We start from the raw sequence: 22,869 nt of genomic DNA, 5'->3' as shown, positions 1-22,869 counted from the left end.
AAGCGAACATCGAAAGAGGTCCTTATGAATACAGCCTCCGTTTCCGTCAGCCAAAGCCAGGCTATCCCCAAGCTCCGCTGGCTGAGGATCGTGCCGCCGATCCTCATCACCTGCATCATTTCTTACATGGATCGGGTCAACATCGCCTTCGCCATGCCCGGCGGCATGGATGACGAACTCGGCATCACCGCTTCAATGGCCGGGCTGGCCGGCGGCATCTTCTTTATCGGTTACCTGTTTCTGCAGGTGCCCGGCGGCAAGCTGGCGGTATACGGCAACGGCAAGAAATTCATCGGCTGGTCACTGTTGGCCTGGGCGGTGATCTCGGTGTTGACCGGGCTGGTCACCAACCAGTACCAGCTGCTGTTCCTGCGCTTCGCCCTCGGCGTTTCCGAAGGCGGCATGCTGCCGGTGGTGCTGACCATGATCAGCAACTGGTTCCCGGATAAGGAGCGCGGCCGCGCCAACGCCATCGTCATCATGTTCGTACCGATCGCCGGCATTCTCACCGCCCCGCTGTCGGGTTGGATCATCACCGCCTGGGACTGGCGCATGCTGTTCCTGGTGGAGGGCGCTCTGTCGCTGGTAGTCATGGCGCTGTGGTATTTCACCATCAGCAACCGGCCGCAGGAGGCCAAATGGATCTCGCAGGCGGAGAAAGAGTATCTGGTGAAGACCCTGCACGACGAACAGCTGCTGATCAAAGGAAAAACGGTGCGCAACGCCTCGCTGCGCCGGGTGCTGGGCGATCGGATCATGTGGCAGCTGATCCTGGTGAATTTCTTCTACCAGACCGGTATCTACGGTTACACCCTGTGGCTGCCGACCATTTTGAAAGGGCTGACCCACGGCGATATGGAGCAAGTGGGCCTGCTGGCTATCTTGCCCTATATCGGCGCCATCTTCGGCATGATGATCATCTCCACCCTCTCCGATCGCACCGGCAAACGCAAAGTCTTCGTCGCCCTGCCGCTGGCCTGCTTTGCCGCCTGCATGGCGCTGTCGGTGCTGCTGAAGGATCACATCTGGTGGTCTTACGCTGCGCTGGTCGGCTGCGGCGTATTCATTCAGGCGGCGGCCGGGGTGTTCTGGACCATCCCACCCAAATTGTTCAACGCCGAAGTGGCCGGCGGCGCACGTGGCGTGATCAATGCGCTGGGCAACCTCGGCGGCTTTTGCGGCCCGTATATGGTCGGCGTCCTGATCAGCCTGTTCAACAAGGATGTCGGCGTCTACAGTCTGGCGGCCTCGTTGGCGATCGCCTCCGTGCTGGCGTTGATGCTGCCCAATAAATGCGACCACAGCGCGAGGAGCGAATGATGGAATATTGGCTGGGACTCGACTGCGGCGGTACCTTCATCAAGGCGGGATTATACGACCGCAGCGGCCATGAACACGGCGTTGCGCGGCGCAATCTGGCGATCGTCGCGCCGCAGCCCGGCTGGGCCGAGCGCGATATGGCATCGCTGTGGCGCACCGCCGCCGACGTGATCCGTGAAGTGCTGTCCGCCAGCGGCGTCGCTGCCGGCGCCATCCAGGCCATCGGCATCTCGGCGCAGGGTAAGGGGGCGTTTCTGCTGGATAAGCAGGGGCAGCCGCTGGGCAACGCCATGCTCTCTTCCGATCAGCGTGCGCTGGCGCTGGTGCAGGAATGGCAGCGACAGGGCGTGCCGCAGGCGCTGTATCCGCAAACGCGCCAAACGCTGTGGACCGGGCACCCGGTCTCGCTGCTGCGCTGGCTGAAGCGGCATCAGCCGGAACGTTACGCCCGCATCGGCAGCGTGCTGATGGCGCACGACTACCTGCGCTATTGCCTGACCGGCGAGCTGGCCTGCGAAGAAACCAATATCTCCGAATCCAACCTGTATCAGATGCGCAGCGGACGCTATGACCCGGCGCTGGCGCAGCTGCTGGGTATCGGCGACATCATGCCCGCCCTGCCGACGATTGTCGGTTCGGCCGAGATCGCCGGGCGCGTCGAGGCAAATGCCGCGGCCATCACCGGCCTGCAAACCGGCACCCCGGTGGTCGGCGGGTTGTTCGACGTGGTGTCCACCGCACTGTGCGCCGGCCTGCAGGACGAAACCCGACTCAATGCGGTGATGGGAACCTGGTCGGTCACCAGCGGCATCACCGACGCCATCGTCGAGGGTTTCGATCATCCCTTTGTCTATGGCCGCCACGCCGAAAACGGCCAATACATCGTGCACGAAGCCAGCCCCACTTCCGCCGCCAACCTGGAGTGGTTCTGTCGCCAATGGGGGCTGCAGGACTACGACCAGCTTAACCGCTGGGTCGCCGCCCTGCCGAAAGCCGCCGGCGATCTGCTGTTCGCCCCTTTCCTGTATGGCTCCAACGCCGGCCTGGGGCTGAGCGCCAGCTTCTACGGTCTGCAGGCTTTCCACCAGCGCGAGCACCTGGTGCAGGCGATCTACGAAGGCGTGGTGTTCTGCCACATGACGCACCTTAACCGCATGCGCCGGCGTTTCCCTGAGGCGCAGGCGCTGCGCGTGACCGGCGGCCCCGCCAAATCTCTCCCCTGGATGCAAATGTTCGCCGACGTCAGCGGTCTGCCGGTTGAGCTACCGCAGGTGGAAGAAACCGGCTGTCTGGGCGCGGCGATGGCGGCCATGGTCGGCAGCGGCGTCTTCAACGATTTCACCGCCGCCCAGCACCGGCTGGCGCCGCGTATCGAGCGGCTGCTGCCTGATGCGGCCGCCGCCGAAGCTTACGACAACAAACACCAACGTTATCAGGCGCTGATTGCTGCATTGCAACATCTGCAGCCCGCCAACAAGGAGGCCCCATGAGCACGAAACCGCGCCTGCAGCTGGCGCTCGATCAAACCCGTTTGGATACGGCGCTGCGCACCGCCGAGACCCTCAGCCCCCATGTGGACATCATCGAGGCCGGTACCATTTTGTGCATCAGCGCCGGCATTCAGGCGGTTAGCGCGCTGCGCGAGCGCTGTCCGCAGCACACGCTGGTGGCCGATCTCAAGGTGGCCGACGCCGGTGCGACGCTGGCCGAGCAGGCCTTCGGTCAGGGTGCGGACTGGATGACCGTGATCTGCGCCGCGCCGTTGGCCACCATGGCCAGCGCGCGGGAGGTCGCTGAGCGTCACGGCGGTGAAATCCAGATCGAACTGTTCGGCCGCTGGACATTGGAGGATGCGCGGCAATGGCGCGGCCTCGGCATTCGCCAGGCGATCTATCACCGCGGCCGCGACGCGCAGGCCAGCGGACAAACCTGGGGCCGGCAGGATCTGGATCGGATGAAGGCGCTGTCCGATCTGGGCATCGAGCTGTCGGTGACCGGCGGCATCACGCCCGCCGACCTGCCGCTGTTTAAAGAGATCGCCGTCACCGCCTTTATCGCCGGCCGCGCGCTGGCCGAGGCCGGTGATTCGCCGGCGGCCGCCAGGCAGTTCCGCACCGCCATCGATGACATCTGGAGATCATGATATGCGTCAGCACCCGTTGGGAATTTACGAGAAAGCGCTGCCGAAACACCTGAGCTGGCCCGAACGCCTGGCGCTGGCCAAGGCCTGCGGCTTCGACTTCGTCGAAATGTCGGTGGACGAAAGCGATGAACGTCTGGCGCGCCTGAGCTGGAGCAAGGCGCAGCGCCTGGCGCTGGTGGACGCCATGCTGGAAACCGGCATTCGCATCCCGTCGATGTGCCTCTCCGGCCACCGGCGCTTTCCGTTTGGCAGCCACGATCCGGCGCTGCGACAGCGCGCCTTCGACGTGATGGAACAGGCCATTCAGCTGGCCCAAGACGTCGGTATCCGCACCATCCAACTGGCCGGCTACGACGTGTATTACGAAGAGCAGGACGAGGGGACGCTGGCGCGCTTTAGCGAAGGCATGCAGTGGGCGGTAGAACGTGCCGCCGCCGCCCAGGTGATGCTGGCGGTGGAAATTATGGACACCGCCTTTATGAACTCGATCGGTAAATGGAAAGCCTGGGACACCCTGCTGGCCTCACCGTGGTTCACGGTGTATCCGGACGTCGGCAACCTCAGCGCCTGGGGCAATGACGTGCCGCGCGAGCTGGAGCTGGGCATCGATCGCATCGCCGCCATTCACCTGAAAGACACCTACCCGGTCACCGCCGCTTCGCCGGGGCAATTCCGTGACGTGCCGTTTGGCGAAGGCTGCGTCGACTTTGTCGAGGTGTTTCGCACGCTGCAGCGCCTCAATTACCGCGGCGCATTCCTGATTGAGATGTGGACAGAAAAAGCCGAGGAGCCGGTGGCCGAGATCGTTCAGGCCCGCCGCTGGATCGAACAGAAAATGCAACAAGGGGGCATGACATGCTGACTCAGTTAAAACAACAGGTGCTGGAGGCCAATCTCGATCTGCCGCGCCATAAGCTGGTGACCTTTACCTGGGGCAACGTCAGCGCGGTGGATCGCGAACGCGGTCTGGTGGTGATCAAGCCTTCCGGCGTTGAATACGAGCATATGACGGCGGAGGATATGGTGGTGGTCGATCTGGCCAGCGGCCGCACCGTCGAGGGGGCAAAAAAACCGTCGTCGGACACCGCCACCCATCTGGCGCTGTACCGCGAATTTGCCGATATCGGCGGCATCGTCCATACCCATTCGCGCCACGCCACCATCTGGGCGCAGGCCGGGCTGGACATCCCCACCTGGGGAACCACCCACGCCGACTATTTTTATGGCGCTATCCCCTGCACTCGCCTGATGACCCAGGATGAAATTGAGCACGATTACGAACTGGAAACCGGCAACGTGATTATCGAAACCTTCCGCCAGCGCGATATCAATCCCAACGCGATCCCGGCGGTACTGGTCAATGCCCACGGCCCCTTCGCCTGGGGCAAAGATGCCCACAACGCGGTGCATAATGCGGTGGTGCTGGAAGAAATTGCCTACATGGGCATTTTCTCGCGCCAGCTGACGCCGGGCATTCACAGCATGCAGCGCGAGCTGCTGGACAAACACTACCTGCGCAAACACGGCCAAAACGCCTACTACGGGCAGTAGAGCGCCGGGGACTTAACCGTGGCACCCGATGCTTTGCCGCATCGGGTGCCAACGGGCATGAGGCGCAGTGCAGCGAAAACCGCATTCGCTCATCGACGCGAAATTCGCTATCATCCGCACCCACCCTCCAGCCGGCCGCCCGATGTCTACGATCACCGATACCTTTATCGCCCCGCCATGCCATGACCAAATAGAGATCCTCTATCAGGACGATCATCTGGCGCTGATCAATAAGCCGGCCGGGCTGCTCAGCCTCTCGGGCAAGAATCCGCAGAATCTCGATTCGGTACACCACCGGCTGGTACAGATCTTCCCCGGCTGCGCTCTGGTGCACCGCCTGGATTTCGGCACGTCCGGGTTGATGGTGGTGGCCCGCAACAAAGCCGCCAACGCCGCGCTCTGCCGGCAGTTCAGCGAGCGCACCGTCAGCAAAGTGTACAGCGCGCTGCTTTGCGGCCATCTGGCGGATAACGAAGGGGTCATAGACGCGGCGATCGCCAAAGATCCGGCGCTGTTCCCGCTGATGTCGATTTGCGCCCTTCACGGCAAGCCCGCCCGCTCCCGCTATCGGGTCGTCGAGCGTTTTTATCGTGAAGCGGAGGACGGGATCTCGCTGCCGCTGACGCGGGTGCAGCTCACCCCGGAGACCGGGCGCACCCACCAGCTGCGTATTCACAGCCGGCAGTTGGGCCACCCTATTTTAGGCTGCGATCTGTATGGCGGGCGCCTGCTGCCGGGTACCGAACAGACGCCGCGGCTGATGCTGCACGCCAGCGAGCTGGACTTTGTGCACCCCATCAGCGGAGAGCGGATCGCCGCTCGTCACGCCGCGCCGTTCTGAACGCGTATTACCACATCAAATCGTCGGGCACTTTAAAGTCGGCGTACGGATCGTCTTCATCCTGCTCTTCCTGACTCAGCGCGCTGTGCAACACGATACTGGCCGCATCGCGCTGTGCGATTTTATCGGCGACGCTCGCGGGGATAATCGCGTATTCACACTCTTCCCGGTTCTCGACCACCAAGCGGGCAATGGCGAGGCGCCCATTGATCAGCTGGGTCTGCGTCGCCTTATCCACCAGGATTTTCTTGATCAGGTTGCCGTCGGTGAAGTTGAAACCGATATCGCCTTTCGCCAGAACGATGCGGTTCATCTCGATCAGTTGCTTCACCTGCGCCTTGTATTCTTTGGACAGCGCGGCTTGCTTTTGCTGCTCGTTCAGCTGCTTGTCGCGCTCAAGCTGCGCCTTTTTATTCTCTTCCACCGCCTCTCTGGCCTCGCGGGCCTGAACGCGTGATTTTTTAGCCGTTCTTTGGACTTTGGCCATTTTCTTGCTGGTTACCAAGCCCGCTTTGAGCATCTGCTCTTGTAAGGTGAGTTTTGTCATGTTCGTGTCTGAAGCCGTGGAGTCATGGGGGGATTATACCCGTAATTTTTCAGGCTGCACCAGGTTGCCGGCCCTGTAGTTGGCAGTTTGCGCTGCAGGGCAACGGCGGCAAACCGACACGAACGCCAGATCATGAACAGCGCTCATGTGGTAATGAAATTAAGTCTCTTTCACTCCCTGCGGGACTCTGGCAAAAATAGACCTCATTAACGACAGACAATATGAAATCGGCTGAATAAAAAAAGAGAAAAACAACCAATTGAAATAAATGGATAAATCCAGCCTTCATATCATATAACAGGATGCTATAAGACGATGAATAGAGACTTTGCCTTTACGATTAAGAGCAGTTCTTTCAATGAAGACTATAACCCTTCTGAAAGTACGCGTATCACCACCAACTTCGCCAATTTGGCCAGAGGGGAAAACCGCCGGGAGAACCTGCGCAACACGCTGGTGATGATTAACAATCGCTTCAATTCGTTGGCGCATTGGGATAACCCCAAGGCCGACCGCTATTCGGTTGAGCTTGAAATCATTTCGGTTGAGATGCGCGTTGAAGATCAGGGTGCCAGCTTCCCGGTGATCGAAATCCTGAAAACCAACATCATTGATAAAAAAACGCAAAAGCGTATTGAAGGCATCGTTGGGAACAATTTCTCCTCTTACGTGCGCGATTACGACTTTAGCGTCTTGCTGCCGGCGCACAATAAAAACACGGCGGAATTTACCATTCCAGATGATTTCGGCGATTTGCACGGCAATATCTTTAAACACTTCGTCAATTCAAACGAATACCATGAAAATTTCAGCAAACCGCCGGTGATCTGCCTCAGCGTGTCCAGCAAAGACACCTATCATCGGACAGGCAATCAACACCCGGTGTTGGGCGACGAATATCGGCAAGACGGCGCTTCGCTGACCGACCGGTATTTTAAAAAAATGGGCCTGCAGGTGCGCTACTTCATGCCGAAAAATAGCGTCGCGCCCCTGGCGTTCTATTTCCCTGGGGATTTGCTGAGCGATTACACCGATCTGGAACTGATCGGCACCATCAGCACGATGGAGACCTTCCAGAAAATCTATCGGCCTGAAATTTACAATGCCAACGCGGCGGCGGGGCAATGCTATCAGCCAAGCCTGAATAACCAGGATTATTCATTAACCAAGATTGTTTACGATCGCGAAGAGCGTAGCCAGTTAGCGATTGAGCAGGGGAAATTTACGGAAGAGCAATTTATCAAGCCCTACAAGCCCATTCTTGAGCAATGGTCTGCTCACTACGCGCTTTGATTCACTCAAATACAGGTCATCTATTATGAAAATATTGCTCCCTACCTCGACCGCCGGCAGCTTGCCTAAACCTTCCTGGCTGGCCCAGCCGGAAACCCTATGGTCGCCCTGGAAATTGCAGAATGAAGAATTAATCGAAGGGAAACAGGACGCCTTGCGTTTGTCGCTGGCAGAGCAACAACTGGCCGGCATCGATATCGTCAGCGATGGCGAGCAAACGCGCCAGCACTTCGTCACGACGTTTATCGAGCACCTCAGCGGCGTCGATTTCGAGAAACGCGAAGTGGTTAAAATCCGCAATCGCTACGAGGCGAGCGTGCCAACCGTTGTGGGGGCGGTCTCGCGCCAAAAACCCGTTTTCGTTGAAGACGCCAAATTTTTACGCCAGCTGACTAAGCAGCCGATTAAATGGGCCCTGCCGGGGCCGATGACCATGATCGACACGCTTTATGACAACCACTATAAAAGCCGCGAGAAATTGGCCTGGGAGTTCGCCAAGATCCTCAATCAGGAAGCTAAAGAGCTCGAGGCCGCCGGCGTCGACATTATTCAGTTTGATGAGCCCGCATTTAACGTGTTCTTTGACGAAGTGAATGACTGGGGCATCGCCGCCCTGGAAAGAGCCGTTGAGGGGCTTAAGTGTGAAACGGCCGTACATATCTGCTATGGATACGGCATTAAGGCCAACACCGACTGGAAAAAGACGCTGGGCTCAGAGTGGCGGCAATATGAAGAGGCGTTCCCCAAGCTGCAAACGTCTACTATCGATATTATCTCACTGGAGTGCCATAACTCGCACGTGCCGATGGATCTGCTTGAACTGATTCGCGGTAAGAAAGTGATGGTCGGCGCCATTGATGTAGCGAATCATACCGTTGAGACGCCGGAGGAAGTGGCCGCTACGCTGCGCAAAGCGCTGCAGTTTGTCGATGCCGACAAGCTCTATCCGTCGACCAACTGCGGCATGGCTCCCCTGCCTCGTCAGGTCGCCAGCGGCAAGCTGAATGCCTTGAGTGCGGGTGCCGAGATCGTGCGCCGTGAACTGTTAGCCAAGTAACCTTGCCAATCGCCCGCCACAGGTCCCTCCTGCGGCGGGCGAGTATCATCGACGCCCTCTCCCCGCAACGCCCCCCCTCTGGTGTATACTCGGATCTCTACGCGATGCCAGCCACAGCGGCCTGAACAGCCCCTCAGCCAGCCCACACCAGCTTAATAACAGTGGAACCCTCATGAGCCCAGATACCGCTCGCATCAGCGAAATTATCGATCGCGCCAGGATCTCGCCTTATCAAATCCTCATCCTCACCCTGTGTTTCCTGATTGCCCTGCTGGATGGCTTCGATACCGCCATCATCGGCTATATCGCCCCGGCGCTGCGCGAAGAGTGGGATCTGTTGCCCGCTCAGCTCTCTCCTGCCTTCGGCGCGGGGCTATTCGGCTTGCTGATCGGCAGCCTGCTGTTCGGGCCGATCGCCGACGCCCTCGGCCGCAAACGCGTGCTGCTCGTCGCGGTGCTGGTGTTTGGCGGCTGCACCCTGGCTTCCGCCTATACGCATTCAATCGAGTCCCTGACCCTGCTGCGCTTCATCACCGGCATTGGCCTCGGGGGCGCGATACCGACTTGCATTACCCTCAGCTCAGAGTACTCACCGGCGCGCCGCCGCATGCTGATGGTCACCCTGAGTTGGAGCGGCTTTACCGCCGGATTGGCCCTGGGCGGCCTGCTGGCCGGGCAGATCATCCCGGCGTTCGGCTGGCGCGGCGTGCTGCTGGTCGGCGGCATTGCGCCATTGGCACTGCTGCCGCTGTTGGCCTGGCAGATGCCCGAGTCGGTACGCTTTATGGCCGCCAGCGCCAAACATGCCGATCGGCTGCGCCGGGTGGTCGAGCGTATCACCGGCCAGCGTTGGACGGGGGTCACCATCGTCGATGACGAGCGCCCGGCACAGGCCACGTCGCCGATCTCGCACCTGTTTATCGAAGGACGCGCCGTGCGCACCCTGCTGCTGTGGGCGGCGTTCTTCTGCTCGCTGTTCGTGTTCTACCTGCTCACCAGCTGGCTGCCGACGATCCTCAAAGACGCCGGTTACGATATCGCCCACGCCTCGCGCATCGGGGCGATGGTGCCGCTCGGCGGCACCCTGGGCGCCATCCTGATGGCGCTGCTGATGGACCGGGTCGGGCCCTACCGCGTGCTGGCCGTCTCCTACCTGGGCGCCGCGCTGGTGATCGGCGCGACCGGGTATCTGATGGGCGACGCCTACACGCTGGCCGCCGTCGTGTTCCTGATTGGCTTCGGCGTGGCCGGTGCGCAGAACGGCCTGAACCTGGTTTCCGCCACCCTTTACCCGACCGCAGCCCGGGTGACCGGCGTCAGCTGGGCCATGGCCAACGGCCGCTTCGGCTCGATCGTCGGCTCGATGCTCGGCGCCTGGATGATGACCGCCGCCGGATCGGCGGAAGTGTTCTTCCTCTGGCTGGCGCTGCCGGCGCTGCTGGGCGCGATCGCCATCTTCCTGCTCTATCGCCTCAGTCTGCGCCGTCGCGCGCCGCTCGCGGAACCGGCCGCTGGCGCCTAACCTCGCGGAAAAGAAAAGGCCGAGACGCCATCGATGGCGTCTCGGCCTGTAATGAAAAAAGGGGCCAAGGCCCCCTTCTCTGTTATTCCGCCTTGGCGGATGCGTCTTCGGTGCGATACAGGTGCACGTCCATCTGCGGGAACGGAATGCCGATGTTGTGGGCATCCAGCGCGCGCTTGAAGTTTTCCATCAGATCGAAGTACACGTTCCAGTATTCCGCGTTGGTGGTCCAGGAGCGGGTCACGAAGTTCAGGGATGACGGCGCCATCTCGTTCAGACGCACGGTCACGCCTTTGGCGTGCATGATGCGCTTGTCGGCGGCGATCACATCGCCCAGCACCTTCTTCACCACGTCGATGTCGGCGTTGTAGGCCACGCCCACCACGATATCCACGCGGCGGTTCGGTTCACGGGAGTAGTTGATGATGTTGCCGGCGATGATTTTACCGTTCGGCACCACGATGGTCTTGTTGTCGGAAGTACGCAGGGTGGTGGAGAAAATCTGCACCTGATCGACGGTACCGGCCACGCCACCCAGATCGACATATTCACCCACGCGCAGTGGACGGAAGATCACCAGCAGCACGCCGGCGGCGAAGTTGGACAGTGAGCCTTGCAGCGCCAGGCCGACGGCCAAACCGGCGGCACCCAGCACGGCGATCACCGAGGTGGTCTGCACGCCGACGCGCCCCAGCACGGCGATGAAGGTGAACGCCAGCACGCCATAACGCACGATCGCCGACAGGAAGTCTGCCACCGTGGCGTCGATGCCGCGCAGTTTCATCACGCGGTTCAACGCATTGCCGACCACGCGGGCCACGATCGAACCGATGATCAGGATAACGATGGCGGCGACGATATTCACCGCGTACTGGATCAACAGATCCTGGTTCTTCACCAACCAGTCGCCGGCACCGTTGATGCCGTCTACTACATTCAAATCTTTCATTCGTGTCGTCCTAACTCAGTCCCTAACGGGAGAAACTCGCAAAAATACACTGGCCTCGGCAGCCAGTAGGAAACCACCGCCTAAGGGTAACCAACATTAAAGGCCCATGCCAACCATCAGCGTTAAAAATAGCCGAAACCGCCCGCCGCTTCTTCTATGCTGAGAACAGCGCGTTGGCCATTTCACGACAAGGGATCCGTTAATCATGCACATTCGCTCTTCGCTCAAACACTATTGGCAAGTGCGGCCCAGGCTGCTGTTTTCCGTCGGCGCCGGGCTGCTGTGCTTTCTGCTGCTGCCCGCCCAGCTCTCGCTACTGCAGCGCCTGATGATCGGCTGGAATACGCTGGCCTGGCTCTACCTGCTGTTTCTCTGGCGGCTGATGCTGATCAGCACGCCGCAGCACATTCGCCAGATCGCCCGGCGGCAGGACGAAAGCGCCAGCATGGTGCTGACGCTGGTCAGCCTCGGTTGCCTGGTCAGCTTGTTGGCGATCCTGTTTGAACTGAGCAGCGCCAAACAGGTGGCCGGCTCTCTGAAGACGCTGCATTTGCTGCTGACCGGCGCCACGCTGGTGGTCTCCTGGCTGTTGCTGCCGACCGCCTTCACCATGCACTATGCCCACCAATTTTATCGCCAGGGCGCGCAGCAGGATCCTTTGCCGCTGCTGTTCCCCGGCAACCTCACCGATCCGACCTATCTGGATTTCGCCTACTTCTCCTTCACCATCGCGGTGGCGTCGCAGACCGCCGATGTGGCGGTCGGGGCGGCGGAGGTGCGGAAGGTCACCCTGCTGCAGTCGGTGATCTCCTTCGCGTTCAACATGCTGATCCTGGGCCTGTCTATCAACGTCGGCGCCGGCCTGCTGGGCTGAAAACGAAAAAGGCTCCCCCGCAGGGAGCCTTTAACTCACAAACAAAGGAGGAAAAAACGTGGTTTTTCCTCCTTTGTGGTCATCAGCCGAAAATCAATAAATTGATTTTCCTTATTTTTTATATTTTGCCAACGGCAAGCCAGGCAACGCCATCAGGCTTGTCGTAAACAAAAAGGCTCCCTGCTGGGAGCCTTTTGCATCGTGCAACAGGTGCCGAAGATTACAGAACGTCTACCGCGTTCAGATCTTTGAAGGCCTGCTCCAGACGCGTCACCATGCTGGTCTGCGCTGCGCGCAGCCATACGCGTGGATCGTAGTATTTCTTGTTCGGCTGATCGGCGCCTTTCGGGTTGCCCAGCTGGCCCTGCAGGTAAGCTTCGTTCGCTTTGTAGTACTGCAGGATGCCGTCCCAGGTTGCCCATTGGGTATCGGTGTCGATGTTCATCTTGATCACGCCGTAGCCCACAGACTCTTTGATCTCTGCGTCGGTAGAACCGGAACCGCCGTGGAACACGAAGTTCAGGCTGTTGTGCGGCAGGTTGAATTTCTTGGATACATAGTCCTGAGAATCACGCAGGATGGTCGGGGTCAGCTTGACGTTGCCTGGCTTGTACACGCCGTGCACGTTACCGAAGGAGGCAGCGATAGTGAAGCGCGGGCTGATGGCGTTCAGTTTTTCGTACGCGTAAGCCACGTCTTCCGGCTGGGTGTACAGAGCGGAAGCGTCCATATGGCTGTTGTCCACGCCATCTTCTTCACCGCCGGTGCAGCCCAGTTCGATTTCCAGCGTCATGCCGATTTTGGCCATGCGCTTCAGGTAGGCGCTGCAGATCTCGATGTTTTCTTCCAGAGATTCTTCAGACAGATCGATCATGTGGGAAGAGAACAGCGGTTTGCCGGTAGCGGCGAAGTGCTTCTCGCCGGCGTCCAGCAGGCCGTCCAGCCATGGCAGCAGTTTCTTCGCGCAGTGGTCGGTGTGCAGGATCACCGGCACGCCGTAGTGTTCAGCCATCTGGTGAACGTGGTGTGCGCCAGAGATAGCGCCCAGAATCGCTGCGCCCTGAGGCACATCGGTCTTCACGCCTTTGCCGGCGATAAACGCGGCGCCGCCGTTGGAGAACTGAACGATAACCGGCGCGCGCACTTTAGCCGCGGCTTCCAGCACTGCGTTGATGGAGTCGGTACCCACGCAGTTTACCGCTGGCAGCGCAAAGTTGTTCTCTTTAGCAACTGCGAAGACTTTCTGAACGTCATCACCCGTGATGACACCCGGTTTTACGAAATCAAAAATTTTAGACATGTTACTTTGTCCTGTTTCGTCGGCCGTAGATGGATGTAAATCGATGTTTTCACGCCGCGCAGCATTAGCCGCGCGGTATAAAACAAACGGGCGGCTTTCGCCTCCCGTTGTCTGAATTACTGCTTAGCGCGCTCTTCCAGCATCACGACTGCAGGCAGCGGTTTCCCTTCAACGAATTCCAGGAATGCGCCACCGCCGGTGGAGATGTAGGAAATTTTGTCAGCGATACCGAACAGATCGATGGCTGCCAGAGTGTCGCCGCCGCCAGCGATAGAGAAAGCGTCGCTATCGGCGATCGCGCGGGCGACAATTTCGGTGCCCTTACGGAAGTTAGGGAACTCGAATACGCCAACCGGGCCATTCCACAGAATGGTCTTGGCGTTCTTCAGGATAACGGCCAGACGCTCGGCAGAGACGTCGCCCATATCCAGAATTTGCTCGTTGTCCTGGATCTCGTTGGCCTGCTTCACGGTTGCGGTCGCGGTTTCGGAGAACTCGGTCGCTACGCGCACGTCGGTCGGAACCGGGATGTCGCAGGTTTCCAGCAGTTTTTGCGCGTTCGGGATCAGGTCAGGTTCGTACAGGGACTGGCCCACGTTGTTGCCCTGCGCCGCCACGAAGGTGTTGGCGATGCCGCCGCCGACGATCAGCTGATCGGCGATTTTGGACAGGGAATCCAGCACGGTCAGTTTGGTGGACACTTTAGAACCGCCCACGATGGCGACCATCGGACGGGCCGGGTTGCCCAGGGCCTTGCCCAGCGCTTCCAACTCGGCGGACAGCAGCGGGCCGGCACAGGCGACAGGCGCGAACTTGCCCACGCCGTGGGTGGAAGCCTGCGCGCGGTGCGCGGTGCCGAACGCGTCCATCACGTACACGTCGCACAGCGCCGCGTATTTCTTGGACAGGGTTTCGTCGTCTTTCTTCTCGCCCTTGTTGAAACGGACGTTTTCCAGCACCACCAGTTCGCCTTCGGCGACGTCGACGCCATCCAGATAATCTTTCGCCAGACGCACTGGAGATTTCAGGTGATCTTTCAGGTAGTTGACCACAGGCAGCAGGGAGAATTCTTCGTTGTACTCGCCTTCGGTAGGACGACCCAGGTGGGAGGTTACCATCACGCGGGCGCCTTGCTTCAGCGCAGCTTCGATAGTTGGCAGGGAAGCGCGGATACGCGCGTCGGAAGTCACTTTACCGTCTTTTACCGGCACGTTCAGATCGGAGCGGATCAGTACGCATTTACCCGCCAGATCCAGATCGGTCATCTTAATTACAGACATGGTGAACCCTCTTTATTGAATCTCTATAAAATTGCCTGAGCAGCGCGCCCGTCACGCCGGCGCCGCCGTACTAGAAACCGCTGGCGGCCATTGCCCGTGTTGTATCCAACATCCGATTGGCAAAGCCCCATTCATTATCGCACCAGACCAAGGTTTTTATCAGGTGCTGCCCGCTGACCCGGGTCTGCGTACCGTCGACGATAGCGCTGTGCGGGTCATGGTTAAAATCGATCGAGACCAATGGTAATTCCGTGTAGTCAACTATACCACGAAATGATTCCCGTGCGGCCTTTTGCAACAGCTGGTTGACCTCTGCCACCTTCACCGCGGCGCTCACGCTGACGCTAAGATCGATAGCCGTCACGTTGATGGTCGGCACGCGCACCGAGATAGCCTCGAAGCGATCGCAAAACTGCGGGAAGATACGGGTGATGCCCGCGGCCAGCTTGGTGTCGACCGGAATGATCGACTGGCTCGCCGCGCGGGTGCGCCGCAAATCCGCGTGATACGCGTCGATCACCGGCTGATCGTTCATCGCCGAGTGAATGGTGGTCACGGTGCCGGATTCGATGCTGTAGGCGTCGTCCAGCAGCTTGATCACCGGAATAATGCAGTTGGTGGTGCACGAGGCGTTGGACACGATGCGATGTTCCGCCAGCAGCGTCTGATGGTTGACGCCGAACACGATGGTGGCGTCCAGATCGTTGCCGCCCGGATGGGCGAACAGCACTTTCTTCGCCCCTGCCGCCAGATGGGCTTCGCCATCCGCCCGGCTGCCGTACACGCCGCTGCAGTCCAGCACCACGTCGACGCCCAGCTCGCCCCAGGGCAACTGCTCCACCGCCGGCTGGTGCAACAGGCGAATCGCGTCGTCTCCGACGCTCAGCGTGTCGCACTCTTGCCGCACATCCCACGCAAAGCGGCCGTGGCTGGAATCATACTTCAACAGATGGGCCATGCCTTCGGCGTTCGCCAGCTCGTTGATCGCCACCACGGAGATTTCCGCCCGTCGTCCCGATTCGTACAGTGCGCGCAATACGCTGCGGCCGATGCGGCCAAAGCCGTTTATCGCTATGCGGATGGTCATGCTGCTCCTGAAAAAGGGCCGTCCCCGCCGGGCTGACTCACCGGCGCCGGGCCGGCGCTGACTGGTTGTCTCACTAACCCGCATAGAGTAGTGGATCGCACCGCCCGCTGTGAATCGCCGCGTTTGCATTATTCCCGCGCTTCAGCGGCTTTTCGCCGCCGTCACATCGGCATTTCTGTCGAAGAGTGCTTCAACTGAAACGCTTCAGCTGAGCATAAACCAAAGTTTTGGCAAAAGGAACAGGTGCAACAGTTCCACAAGTAACGGAGGGGAGTTTTACGAGCATAAGATGATCTGGCGCACATTTTTGGCCTCAAGGCCGCGGTGGGTTTTCGCTCGCCGGCCCCGTTTCGCCGTAGTGCTCACGGAAATAGTCGCGCAAAAATTCGACCGTCACCCGCACTTTCGCCGACGTTGCCAGCCGGGAAACGTACACAGTTCGGAAAAGATCGCCGCTAACGGTTTAACTCTGTAAACGGAGCGCCCGCACCTGCGGGCGTCCTGATTAGGCTTTCGGGAATATCCACAGATGCTCGGCCGGCAGGGAGAGCCGGCACAGCGCCCGATCGCGCGCCTCGTGGCCATAGGCACGCACCACGAAATCTTCGGCCACGGTGCGGAACAGGTATTCCCAGCGATCGCCGAGATACATGCTGGTCAGCAACGGCAGCTCAAGCTGGTTGCCCTGCGGATCTTCGCCCAACCGCACGCGCTCCACGCGGATCACCGCCGTGCCCTCCTGCCCGACCTGCACGCCTTCGCCCGCTTTGCCCCACAGCGCCCAATCCTTACCTTCGATGCGCGCCCGATCGCCTTCCAGCGCGACGACCTTGCCCGGCAACCGGTTGTTGCTGCCCATGAACTCGGCGGTGAACAGCGTGGTGGGCGAACCGTACATCTCCTGCGGCGTGCCCTGCTGTTCGATTTTGCCGTTATTGAGCAGCAGGATGCGATCGGAGATGGCCATCGCCTCGTTCTGATCGTGAGTCACCATCAGCGCCGACAGGCCGAGCTTGATGATCAACTCGCGCAGGAATACCCGCGCCTCTTCGCGCAGTTTGGCGTCGAGGTTGGACAGCGGCTCATCCAACAGGATCACCGGCGGGTTGTAGACCAGCGCACGCCCGATCGCCACGCGCTGCTGCTGGCCGCCCGAGAGCTGGTGCGGATGGCGCTTGGCCAGATGCCCCAGCCCGAGCTGATCCAGCACCGCCTGTACCCGTTGGGCGATTTCCGCCGAGGCGGTCTTACGCAGCTTCAGCGGGTAGGCGACGTTCTCAAACACCGTTTTATGCGGCCACAGGGCGTAGGACTGAAACACCAGCCCCAGATTACGCTCTTCGGCGGGAATTTCACTGCGTGCGCTGCCGTTGTACACCGCGCTGTTGCCGATGACGATCCGCCCCTGGCTCGGTTTCTCCAGCCCGGCCACCGCCCGCAGCAGCGTGGTTTTGCCGCTGCCCGACGGGCCCAGCAGCGAGACCACTTCGCCCCGTTTCAGATCCATCGACACCCCTTTCAACACCGGGTTGTCGCCATAGGTCAAATGCAGATTCTCTACCGAAAGTTCAATCATGTAATTTCACTCCAAAGCGCAAGGCAATCCCCAGCCCCAGCACCACCAGCAGGATATTGATGAACGACAGCGCGGCGACGATATCGATAGCGCCCGCGGCCCACAGGGAAACCAGCATCGAGCCGATGGTTTCCGTGCCCGGAGACAGCAGATACACCCCGGTGGAATATTCGCGTTCAAAGATCAGGAACATCAGCAGCCAGGAGCCGATCAGGCCGTAGCGCGACAGCGGAATGGTGACGTGGCGGGTGATCTGGCCGCGGCTGGCGCCGGCGCTGCGCGCCGCCTCCTCCAGCTCCGGCCCCACCTGCAGCAGCGTAGAAGAGATCAGCCGCAGGCCGTAAGCCATCCACACCACGGTGTACGCCAGCCAGACGCTGAAGATGGTGCTGCGCAGCGAACGCAGCCAGACGATCACGTTCTCGCGCAGCCACTCGGCCATCGGCAGCACTGACAGCCAGCCTTCCTTGAGCGATTTGTCCAGCCACATCGGCAGGAACAGAAACACCCACAGGAACGCCAGGCCGGCCAACAGCCCCGGCACCGCGCGCGGCACCAGCACGCTGTAGTCGAGGAAGCGCGTGGCGCCATCTGGCTTGCGGTGCATGGCAATGCCGATAAACAGGTAGCACGCCACCGCCAGCGCCCCACCGATCACCCCGATCGCCATCGAGTTGACGATGGCGCGCAGCAGGTTGGGTTGCGCCCAGATGGTGCGGAAGGTATTGATCGACAGTTCGTCCCAGACAGACACGCCCACGCCCCAGTTGGAGATAAAGGCGCGCAGCACTACGCCGATCAGCGGCACGCCGATGGTCACGGTCAGCCAGAACATCACCACCGCGCCGGCCACCCAGCGCCATTTGCCCAGCGGCAGCGCGCGGGCCTGCGAGGCTTTGCCCTTGACGGTGACGAAGCGGTTGGCGGTACGCATCAGCCGGCGCTGCAGCATCACCAGCGGAATGGTGATGCAGATCAGCACCACCGCCACCGCCGCCATCAGGTGGTAAGACGGCGTGCCCAGCTTGTTGGTCAACTGGTACAGGTAGGTCGCCAGCACCAGGTTGCCTTCCGGATCCCCCAGCACCAGCATCAGGCCGAACACTTCCAGCCCGAGGAAGAACAGCAACACCCCGGCATACAGAATAGACGGCCGCACCATCGGCAGGCTGACGGCGGTCATCACCTGCAGCGGCGTGGCGCCGGCGGTGCGCGCCGCCTCTTCAACGTCCGAACCCACGCTACGCAGCGCCGAGGAGATGTACAGATACGCGTGGGGCACGTGCGTCAATCCGGCTATCACCACGATGCTGGCCATCGAATAGATGTTCCACGGCACAAAGCCCAGCAGCGCCTCCGCCCACAGCGAGAAGAAGCCAACCGGCCCCGCCGCCACCACGTAACCGAAACCCAGCACCATCGGCGACACGAAGATCGGCACCAGAATCAGCGGTTCGATGATCCGCCGCCCCGGCAGATCGGTGCGCACCATCAGGAAGGCCAAAATGCCGCCGAGCGGGATGGCGATAATCACCAGGCCGAATGCCAGAATAAAGCCGCTTTTCAGCGCTTTGTAGAAATCCGGATCGGTAAAGATGAACTCGAAGGCCTCCAGGCTGAAGACCTTGGAGGGAGAGAAGAACGGTGCCGAGAGGAAGCTTTGAATGATGATAAACGACAGGGGGACATAGATAACCAGCGCGGTTATCAACACCACCAGGCCGCGCGGCAGGCTCTGCCACTTTCTGCGCCATGCTTGCATAAATGCTCCCTATGGTTGTAAACGACGACCAAAGGGCGCGCGCCCATGCGGCAGGCGCGCGTCCGAATGCAGTCCCTGTTATTTCGCCGCGGCGGCGCGCCATTGTTTGATGTAGTCGAGACGTTTGGCCGGCTGCAGATATTCCAGCAGGCTGTCATCAACCGGGATCGGCTTGAGCGCGTTACCCAACAGCTTGGTCATGCCATCGATGTCGTTCTTGCCTTCGATGTCGTTGCGGATCGAGGGGATATCCGCCTGATTGGCGAGAATATTTTGGCCTTTCTCCGACAGCACATAGTCGAACCACAGCTTGGCGGCGTTAGGGTTGGCGGCCTCTTTACTGATGAAACTCACGCGCGACAGCACCAGGGTATAGTCTTTCGGATAGACGATGCCAAGCGACGGATCGCTCTTGGCGCGGGCCTCGGCGTAGGAACCGAGGATATTGAAACCGATCAGGTTTTCACCGGAGGAGACGCGCTCCATCATGGTGCCGGTGGAGGATTGCACGGCCAGCCCGCCCTTGGCCACGTCGGCCAGCGTTTTGAAGTAGTTAGGATCGGCCTTGAAGTCCTGCACCGACAGCATGAAGCCGACGCCGGATTTTTCGATGTCGTACGTGGTGACTTTCTTCTTGAATTTGTCCGTCTGGCCGGCGATCAATTTAGCCAGCGCCGCGTGTGAATCCGGCACATCGCCTTGCGGGATCAGGCGTTTGTTATAGATAAACACCACCGGCTCATAGGTGGTGCCATACACCTTATCTTGCCATACCGCCCATTTCGGCAGTTGGGCCTGCTCGGGGGAGGCGTATTCCTGCGCGTAATCGCCCGCCAGTTTCAAAATGGTGTCCATCGACGAGCTCCACACCACGTCGCCGCTGGTACCGCCGGCCGCCTGCTCGCTGATAAAGCGGTTATACAGTTCGGTGCTGTTCATGTCGTTGTATTCGACCTTAATGCCCGGGTACAACGCCTCGAACCCCTGGATCAGCGGCGCTGCCGCCTTGGTGTCGGTGGTCGAGTAAATCACCACCTTGCCTTCTTTCTTCGCGCCGTCGACCCGTTTCTGATAGTCGGCGGGGTAGCCCGCCGGGAAGGCCGCATAGGCGGAAACGGAGCCCAGTAAGGTGATTGCAGCTACGGTCGCGCTGATTTTTTTCATCATCATCCATCCCCTGATCACATTTAATAAACCAAAAATTAACATATAGTTAATAAGTGTGACGAGGCAACGGCGTTGCTTTGTTATCTTTCGGTTTTGTGAGGTTGGACGTTTTTCAGCCAATAAAAAAGCCCGGCAGCGCGGGCTTTACGGCACTGCCTGTCGCAGACTATTCGGCCAGGCGAGAGCGCCGCAGCAGACGAATTCGCTGTACGATGGCGACTCCCAGCAGCGTCAGCACAAACCCCGCCAACTGCACCAGCGGCAAGACACCGGCCCCCACCCCGCGATAATGTAAGTTAACTGCTACATCAGGTATAACTATTCCCCTCCTGGCGACATTGTTGGAATAATTTCCCTTTGCTAGCCTTCCCTAAGCCACTTAATTAACTGGACCGACTCATGGCCGAAATCACTGATTTTATGAAACTGGATATGCGTATTGGCGAAATTATTTCCGTGGAATTTAACGACAAGGCGTTAAAGCCCGCCTATAAGCTGCGCATTGATTTCGGCGAAGAAATTGGCATTAAAAACAGCTCGGCGCAATTATGCGAAAACTATCAGGAAGAGGATCTGCTTGGCAGAAAAGTCATCTCCGTCGTTAATTTCCCCGCCAGGCGGGTTGCCGGATTTAAATCTGAAGTGCTGGTGCTTGCCGCAGTCACCCGGGATCAAGGCACCGTCTTGCTGAAACCCGATGTCGACGTGGAGATTGGCAGCAAGATTTTATAACCGCCGCATCATTCGTGAAGCCACCGAGAAATGCGACAGTTCCCCCTGCTTGATAACGTTAAGAAAGTGTACCAGGAACACCGTACAGCCTTTACCTCCGACGCCCCCTGCCGGCGCTCGGCCGAAAGATTTTGCCTGGCGTCTGGAATGCCGGCCTTTCGTGCTCTCGGTCGAGGAGGACGCCACCCGCAAACCGGTCGAAGACGGCCACGTTTCCTTCGCGTATGACTCCTTCAAACCGCATGTCGAAATCCCGCTGTCGATAGACAGGGTGGCGCACGCGGGCTAACGCACTGCCGGGCCGGCCGCCATGATCCCTCTGTGCGGCCGGTTCACGCCAGGATAAACAGCACTGGATTAATCAGGTTTTTGTCGCCGAATTATTATATCCTGCCGGACGAAAATTTTGCGGGCGCTCGCCGCCCCCTGCGCCTGCCCTTTGCAGTTACCCATTCCGCAGCAGGCCGTTTATTTCATGAATACAGGCAGTGCCATACCGTTATGACCAAGAATTTATCCCCGAAAGACATTATCGCCCTGGGCTTTATGACCTTCGCCCTGTTTGTCGGCGCCGGCAACATCATTTTCCCTCCGCTGGTGGGGCTGCAGTCCGGCGAACATTTGTGGCCGGCCGCCCTCGGGTTTATGGTGACCGCCGTCGCCTTGCCGGTGATCGCCGTGATCGCGCTGGCGCGCGTCGGCGGCAGCATCAGCCTGCTGACCGGCCCCATCGGCCGCACCGCCGGCCTGCTGTTGGCGACCGTCTGCTATCTGGCGCTCGGCCCGCTGTTCGCCACGCCGCGAACCGCCAATGTCTCTTTCGCCCTCGGCATCGCGCCTTTCACCGGCGACGGCGCACTGCCGCAGTTCATCTACAGCCTGCTGTTCTTTACCCTGGCGATGATCGTCTCGCTGTATCCCGGCAGGTTGCTTGATAACGTCGGCCATATTCTGGCGCCGCTGAAAATCCTGGCGCTGGCCGCGCTCGGCATCGCCGCCCTGGTTTGGCCCGCCGGTGAACCGGTCTCCGCCGTGGGCAGCTATCAGGCAGCGGCGTTTTCCACCGGCTTCGTGCAGGGTTATCAAACCATGGACACGCTATCGGCGCTGATGTTCGGCTCGATTATCGTCACCGCCGCCCGCTCGCGTGGCGTCAGCGACAGCGGCCTGCTGCTGCGCTACACCCTGTGGGCCAGCCTGATCGCCGGCGTCGGCCTAACGCTGGTCTATATCTGCATGTTCAAACTTGGCGCCGGCAGCGGCAGCCTGGTCGAGAGTGGCGCTCAGGATGGCGCGGCAATCCTGCACGCTTATGTGCAACACACCTTCGGCGATCTGGGCAGCGTCTTTATGGCGGTACTGATGTTCATCGCCTGCCTGGTGACGGCGGTCGGCATGACTTGCGCCTGCGCGGATTTCTTCTCTCGCTACCTGCCGCTCTCTTACCGCACGCTGGTGGTTATCCTCGCGCTCTTCGCCATGCTGGTCTCCAACATGGGGCTGACCAACCTGATCCGCGTCTCGCTGCCGGTGCTGACGGCGATCTATCCACCCTGCATCGCGCTGGTGTTGCTCAGCTTCAGCCAGAACCGCTGGCGCAGCGCCAAGCGCGTGTTCGCGCCGGTGATCGCCACCAGCCTGGTGTTTGGCCTCGCCGACGGCCTGAAGGCCTCCAGCTTCAGCGGCCTGCTGCCGACCTGGTTCGATAAATTGCCGCTGGCCGAACAGGGTCTGGTCTGGCTGCAGCCTACGCTGCTGGTGCTGTTACTGGCGGCGGCTTACGACCGGTTGCGCAGCGCCGAAAGCGCCAACGCCGCGTCGTAAGCGCGGGTTACGCCCATAAAAAAAGCCGGTCACGATGACCGGCT

At 60.0% G+C, this 22,869-nt stretch carries 21 protein-coding genes and 1 pseudogene; 13 read left to right on the top strand and 9 right to left on the bottom strand.

The features are described 5' to 3' along the window. The first annotated feature begins 24 nt into the window (after window positions 1-24). The 6 genes from FHU12_RS00580 (at window position 25) to FHU12_RS00555 (ending at window position 5,855) form a co-directional block, all read left to right on the top strand. A complete protein-coding gene (locus FHU12_RS00580; protein WP_141966750.1) occupies window positions 25-1,320 on the top strand; it encodes an MFS transporter in 1,296 nt (431 codons plus the stop codon). Next, window positions 1,320-2,810: an FGGY-family carbohydrate kinase gene (locus FHU12_RS00575; protein ID WP_141966748.1), complete on the top strand. Its 1,491-nt coding sequence runs from the start codon at window positions 1,320-1,322 to the stop codon at window positions 2,808-2,810. Before FHU12_RS00580 ends, FHU12_RS00575 begins: the two co-directional genes overlap by 1 nt. Then, the gene (gene ulaD / locus FHU12_RS00570; RefSeq protein WP_141966746.1) at window positions 2,807-3,463 is read left to right on the top strand and encodes a 3-keto-L-gulonate-6-phosphate decarboxylase UlaD; all 657 of its coding nucleotides are present in this window, start codon (window positions 2,807-2,809) and stop codon (window positions 3,461-3,463) included. The genes FHU12_RS00575 and ulaD overlap by 4 nt, the downstream gene beginning before the upstream one ends. Window position 3,464: 1 nt before the next feature. Beyond that, window positions 3,465-4,325: an L-ribulose-5-phosphate 3-epimerase gene (locus tag FHU12_RS00565; protein ID WP_060426916.1), complete on the top strand. Its 861-nt coding sequence runs from the start codon at window positions 3,465-3,467 to the stop codon at window positions 4,323-4,325. Further along, window positions 4,319-5,014, top strand: a complete 696-nt coding sequence (gene araD / locus FHU12_RS00560) for an L-ribulose-5-phosphate 4-epimerase (RefSeq protein ID WP_141966744.1) — start codon at window positions 4,319-4,321, stop codon at window positions 5,012-5,014. Before FHU12_RS00565 ends, araD begins: the two co-directional genes overlap by 7 nt. Before the next feature lie 142 nt (window positions 5,015-5,156). Next, a complete protein-coding gene (locus FHU12_RS00555; protein WP_141966742.1) occupies window positions 5,157-5,855 on the top strand; it encodes an RluA family pseudouridine synthase in 699 nt (232 codons plus the stop codon). A gap of 7 nt (window positions 5,856-5,862) precedes the next feature. Here the strand turns inward: FHU12_RS00555 and FHU12_RS00550 are convergent, their stop codons facing one another. After that, window positions 5,863-6,402: a DUF2058 domain-containing protein gene (locus FHU12_RS00550; protein WP_033635867.1), complete on the bottom strand. Its 540-nt coding sequence runs from the start codon at window positions 6,400-6,402 to the stop codon at window positions 5,863-5,865. Between the two features lie 315 nt (window positions 6,403-6,717). Between FHU12_RS00550 and FHU12_RS00545 the strand changes: the two genes are divergently transcribed. The 3 genes from FHU12_RS00545 to FHU12_RS00535 all read left to right on the top strand — a co-directional run bounded on the left by FHU12_RS00545 (window position 6,718) and on the right by FHU12_RS00535 (window position 10,274). Further along, on the top strand, window positions 6,718-7,695 hold the full coding sequence (locus FHU12_RS00545; RefSeq protein WP_141966740.1) for a DUF1852 domain-containing protein: 978 nt from the start codon (window positions 6,718-6,720) through the stop codon (window positions 7,693-7,695). A gap of 25 nt (window positions 7,696-7,720) precedes the next feature. Beyond that, window positions 7,721-8,752, top strand: a complete 1,032-nt coding sequence (locus FHU12_RS00540) for a methionine synthase (protein WP_141966737.1) — start codon at window positions 7,721-7,723, stop codon at window positions 8,750-8,752. A gap of 172 nt (window positions 8,753-8,924) precedes the next feature. Then, window positions 8,925-10,274, top strand: coding sequence for an MFS transporter (locus FHU12_RS00535; protein WP_141966735.1), 1,350 nt, complete (start codon window positions 8,925-8,927; stop codon window positions 10,272-10,274). Window positions 10,275-10,356: 82 nt separating this feature from the next. Here the strand turns inward: FHU12_RS00535 and mscS are convergent, their stop codons facing one another. Continuing rightward, window positions 10,357-11,223, bottom strand: a complete 867-nt coding sequence (gene mscS / locus FHU12_RS00530) for a small-conductance mechanosensitive channel MscS (RefSeq protein ID WP_019455618.1) — start codon at window positions 11,221-11,223, stop codon at window positions 10,357-10,359. Window positions 11,224-11,428: 205 nt separating this feature from the next. Between mscS and FHU12_RS00525 the strand changes: the two genes are divergently transcribed. Beyond that, window positions 11,429-12,097: a DUF1345 domain-containing protein gene (locus tag FHU12_RS00525; RefSeq protein WP_123892579.1), complete on the top strand. Its 669-nt coding sequence runs from the start codon at window positions 11,429-11,431 to the stop codon at window positions 12,095-12,097. Between the two features lie 220 nt (window positions 12,098-12,317). On the opposite strand, the gene fbaA is transcribed toward FHU12_RS00525, so the two are convergent. The 7 genes and pseudogenes from fbaA to FHU12_RS00495 all read right to left on the bottom strand — a co-directional run bounded on the left by fbaA (window position 12,318) and on the right by FHU12_RS00495 (window position 20,269). Beyond that, window positions 12,318-13,397, bottom strand: coding sequence for a class II fructose-bisphosphate aldolase (gene fbaA / locus FHU12_RS00520; RefSeq protein ID WP_025304179.1), 1,080 nt, complete (start codon window positions 13,395-13,397; stop codon window positions 12,318-12,320). Window positions 13,398-13,513: 116 nt separating this feature from the next. After that, window positions 13,514-14,677: a phosphoglycerate kinase gene (pgk, locus tag FHU12_RS00515; protein WP_141966733.1), complete on the bottom strand. Its 1,164-nt coding sequence runs from the start codon at window positions 14,675-14,677 to the stop codon at window positions 13,514-13,516. A gap of 70 nt (window positions 14,678-14,747) precedes the next feature. Beyond that, the gene (gene epd / locus FHU12_RS00510; RefSeq protein WP_004931582.1) at window positions 14,748-15,764 is read right to left on the bottom strand and encodes an erythrose-4-phosphate dehydrogenase; all 1,017 of its coding nucleotides are present in this window, start codon (window positions 15,762-15,764) and stop codon (window positions 14,748-14,750) included. A 313-nt stretch (window positions 15,765-16,077) separates the two neighbouring features. Further along, window positions 16,078-16,200: pseudogene (locus tag FHU12_RS27340) on the bottom strand (LysR family transcriptional regulator); the annotation flags it as partial. A gap of 69 nt (window positions 16,201-16,269) precedes the next feature. After that, on the bottom strand, window positions 16,270-17,340 hold the full coding sequence (locus FHU12_RS00505; RefSeq protein WP_025304186.1) for an ABC transporter ATP-binding protein: 1,071 nt from the start codon (window positions 17,338-17,340) through the stop codon (window positions 16,270-16,272). Then, entirely contained in the window at window positions 17,333-19,102 is a 1,770-nt protein-coding gene (locus FHU12_RS00500; RefSeq protein ID WP_025304187.1) for an ABC transporter permease, read from the bottom strand. Before FHU12_RS00500 ends, FHU12_RS00505 begins: the two co-directional genes overlap by 8 nt. A gap of 78 nt (window positions 19,103-19,180) precedes the next feature. Continuing rightward, on the bottom strand, window positions 19,181-20,269 hold the full coding sequence (locus tag FHU12_RS00495) for an ABC transporter substrate-binding protein (RefSeq protein ID WP_141966731.1): 1,089 nt from the start codon (window positions 20,267-20,269) through the stop codon (window positions 19,181-19,183). A gap of 399 nt (window positions 20,270-20,668) precedes the next feature. Here FHU12_RS00495 and FHU12_RS00485 point away from each other — a divergent pair, with 399 nt between their 5' ends. The 3 genes from FHU12_RS00485 to brnQ all read left to right on the top strand — a co-directional run bounded on the left by FHU12_RS00485 (window position 20,669) and on the right by brnQ (window position 22,825). After that, complete coding sequence (locus FHU12_RS00485) at window positions 20,669-21,001, top strand: tRNA-binding protein (protein WP_141966728.1); 333 nt, start codon at window positions 20,669-20,671, stop codon at window positions 20,999-21,001. A gap of 160 nt (window positions 21,002-21,161) precedes the next feature. Then, window positions 21,162-21,290 (top strand): hypothetical protein, encoded by a 129-nt coding sequence (locus tag FHU12_RS27335; RefSeq protein WP_255703203.1) that lies wholly within the window; start codon window positions 21,162-21,164, stop codon window positions 21,288-21,290. A 212-nt stretch (window positions 21,291-21,502) separates the two neighbouring features. Beyond that, on the top strand, window positions 21,503-22,825 hold the full coding sequence (gene brnQ / locus FHU12_RS00480) for a branched-chain amino acid transport system II carrier protein (protein ID WP_141966726.1): 1,323 nt from the start codon (window positions 21,503-21,505) through the stop codon (window positions 22,823-22,825). Window positions 22,826-22,869 lie beyond the last annotated feature (44 nt).

This window comes from Serratia marcescens (assembly GCF_006715005.1).
Taxonomy (GTDB): Bacteria; Pseudomonadota; Gammaproteobacteria; order Enterobacterales; family Enterobacteriaceae; genus Serratia; species Serratia montpellierensis.
Note: the sequence above shows the minus strand (reverse complement) of the source record. Positions and strands in the feature narration are given on the sequence as shown.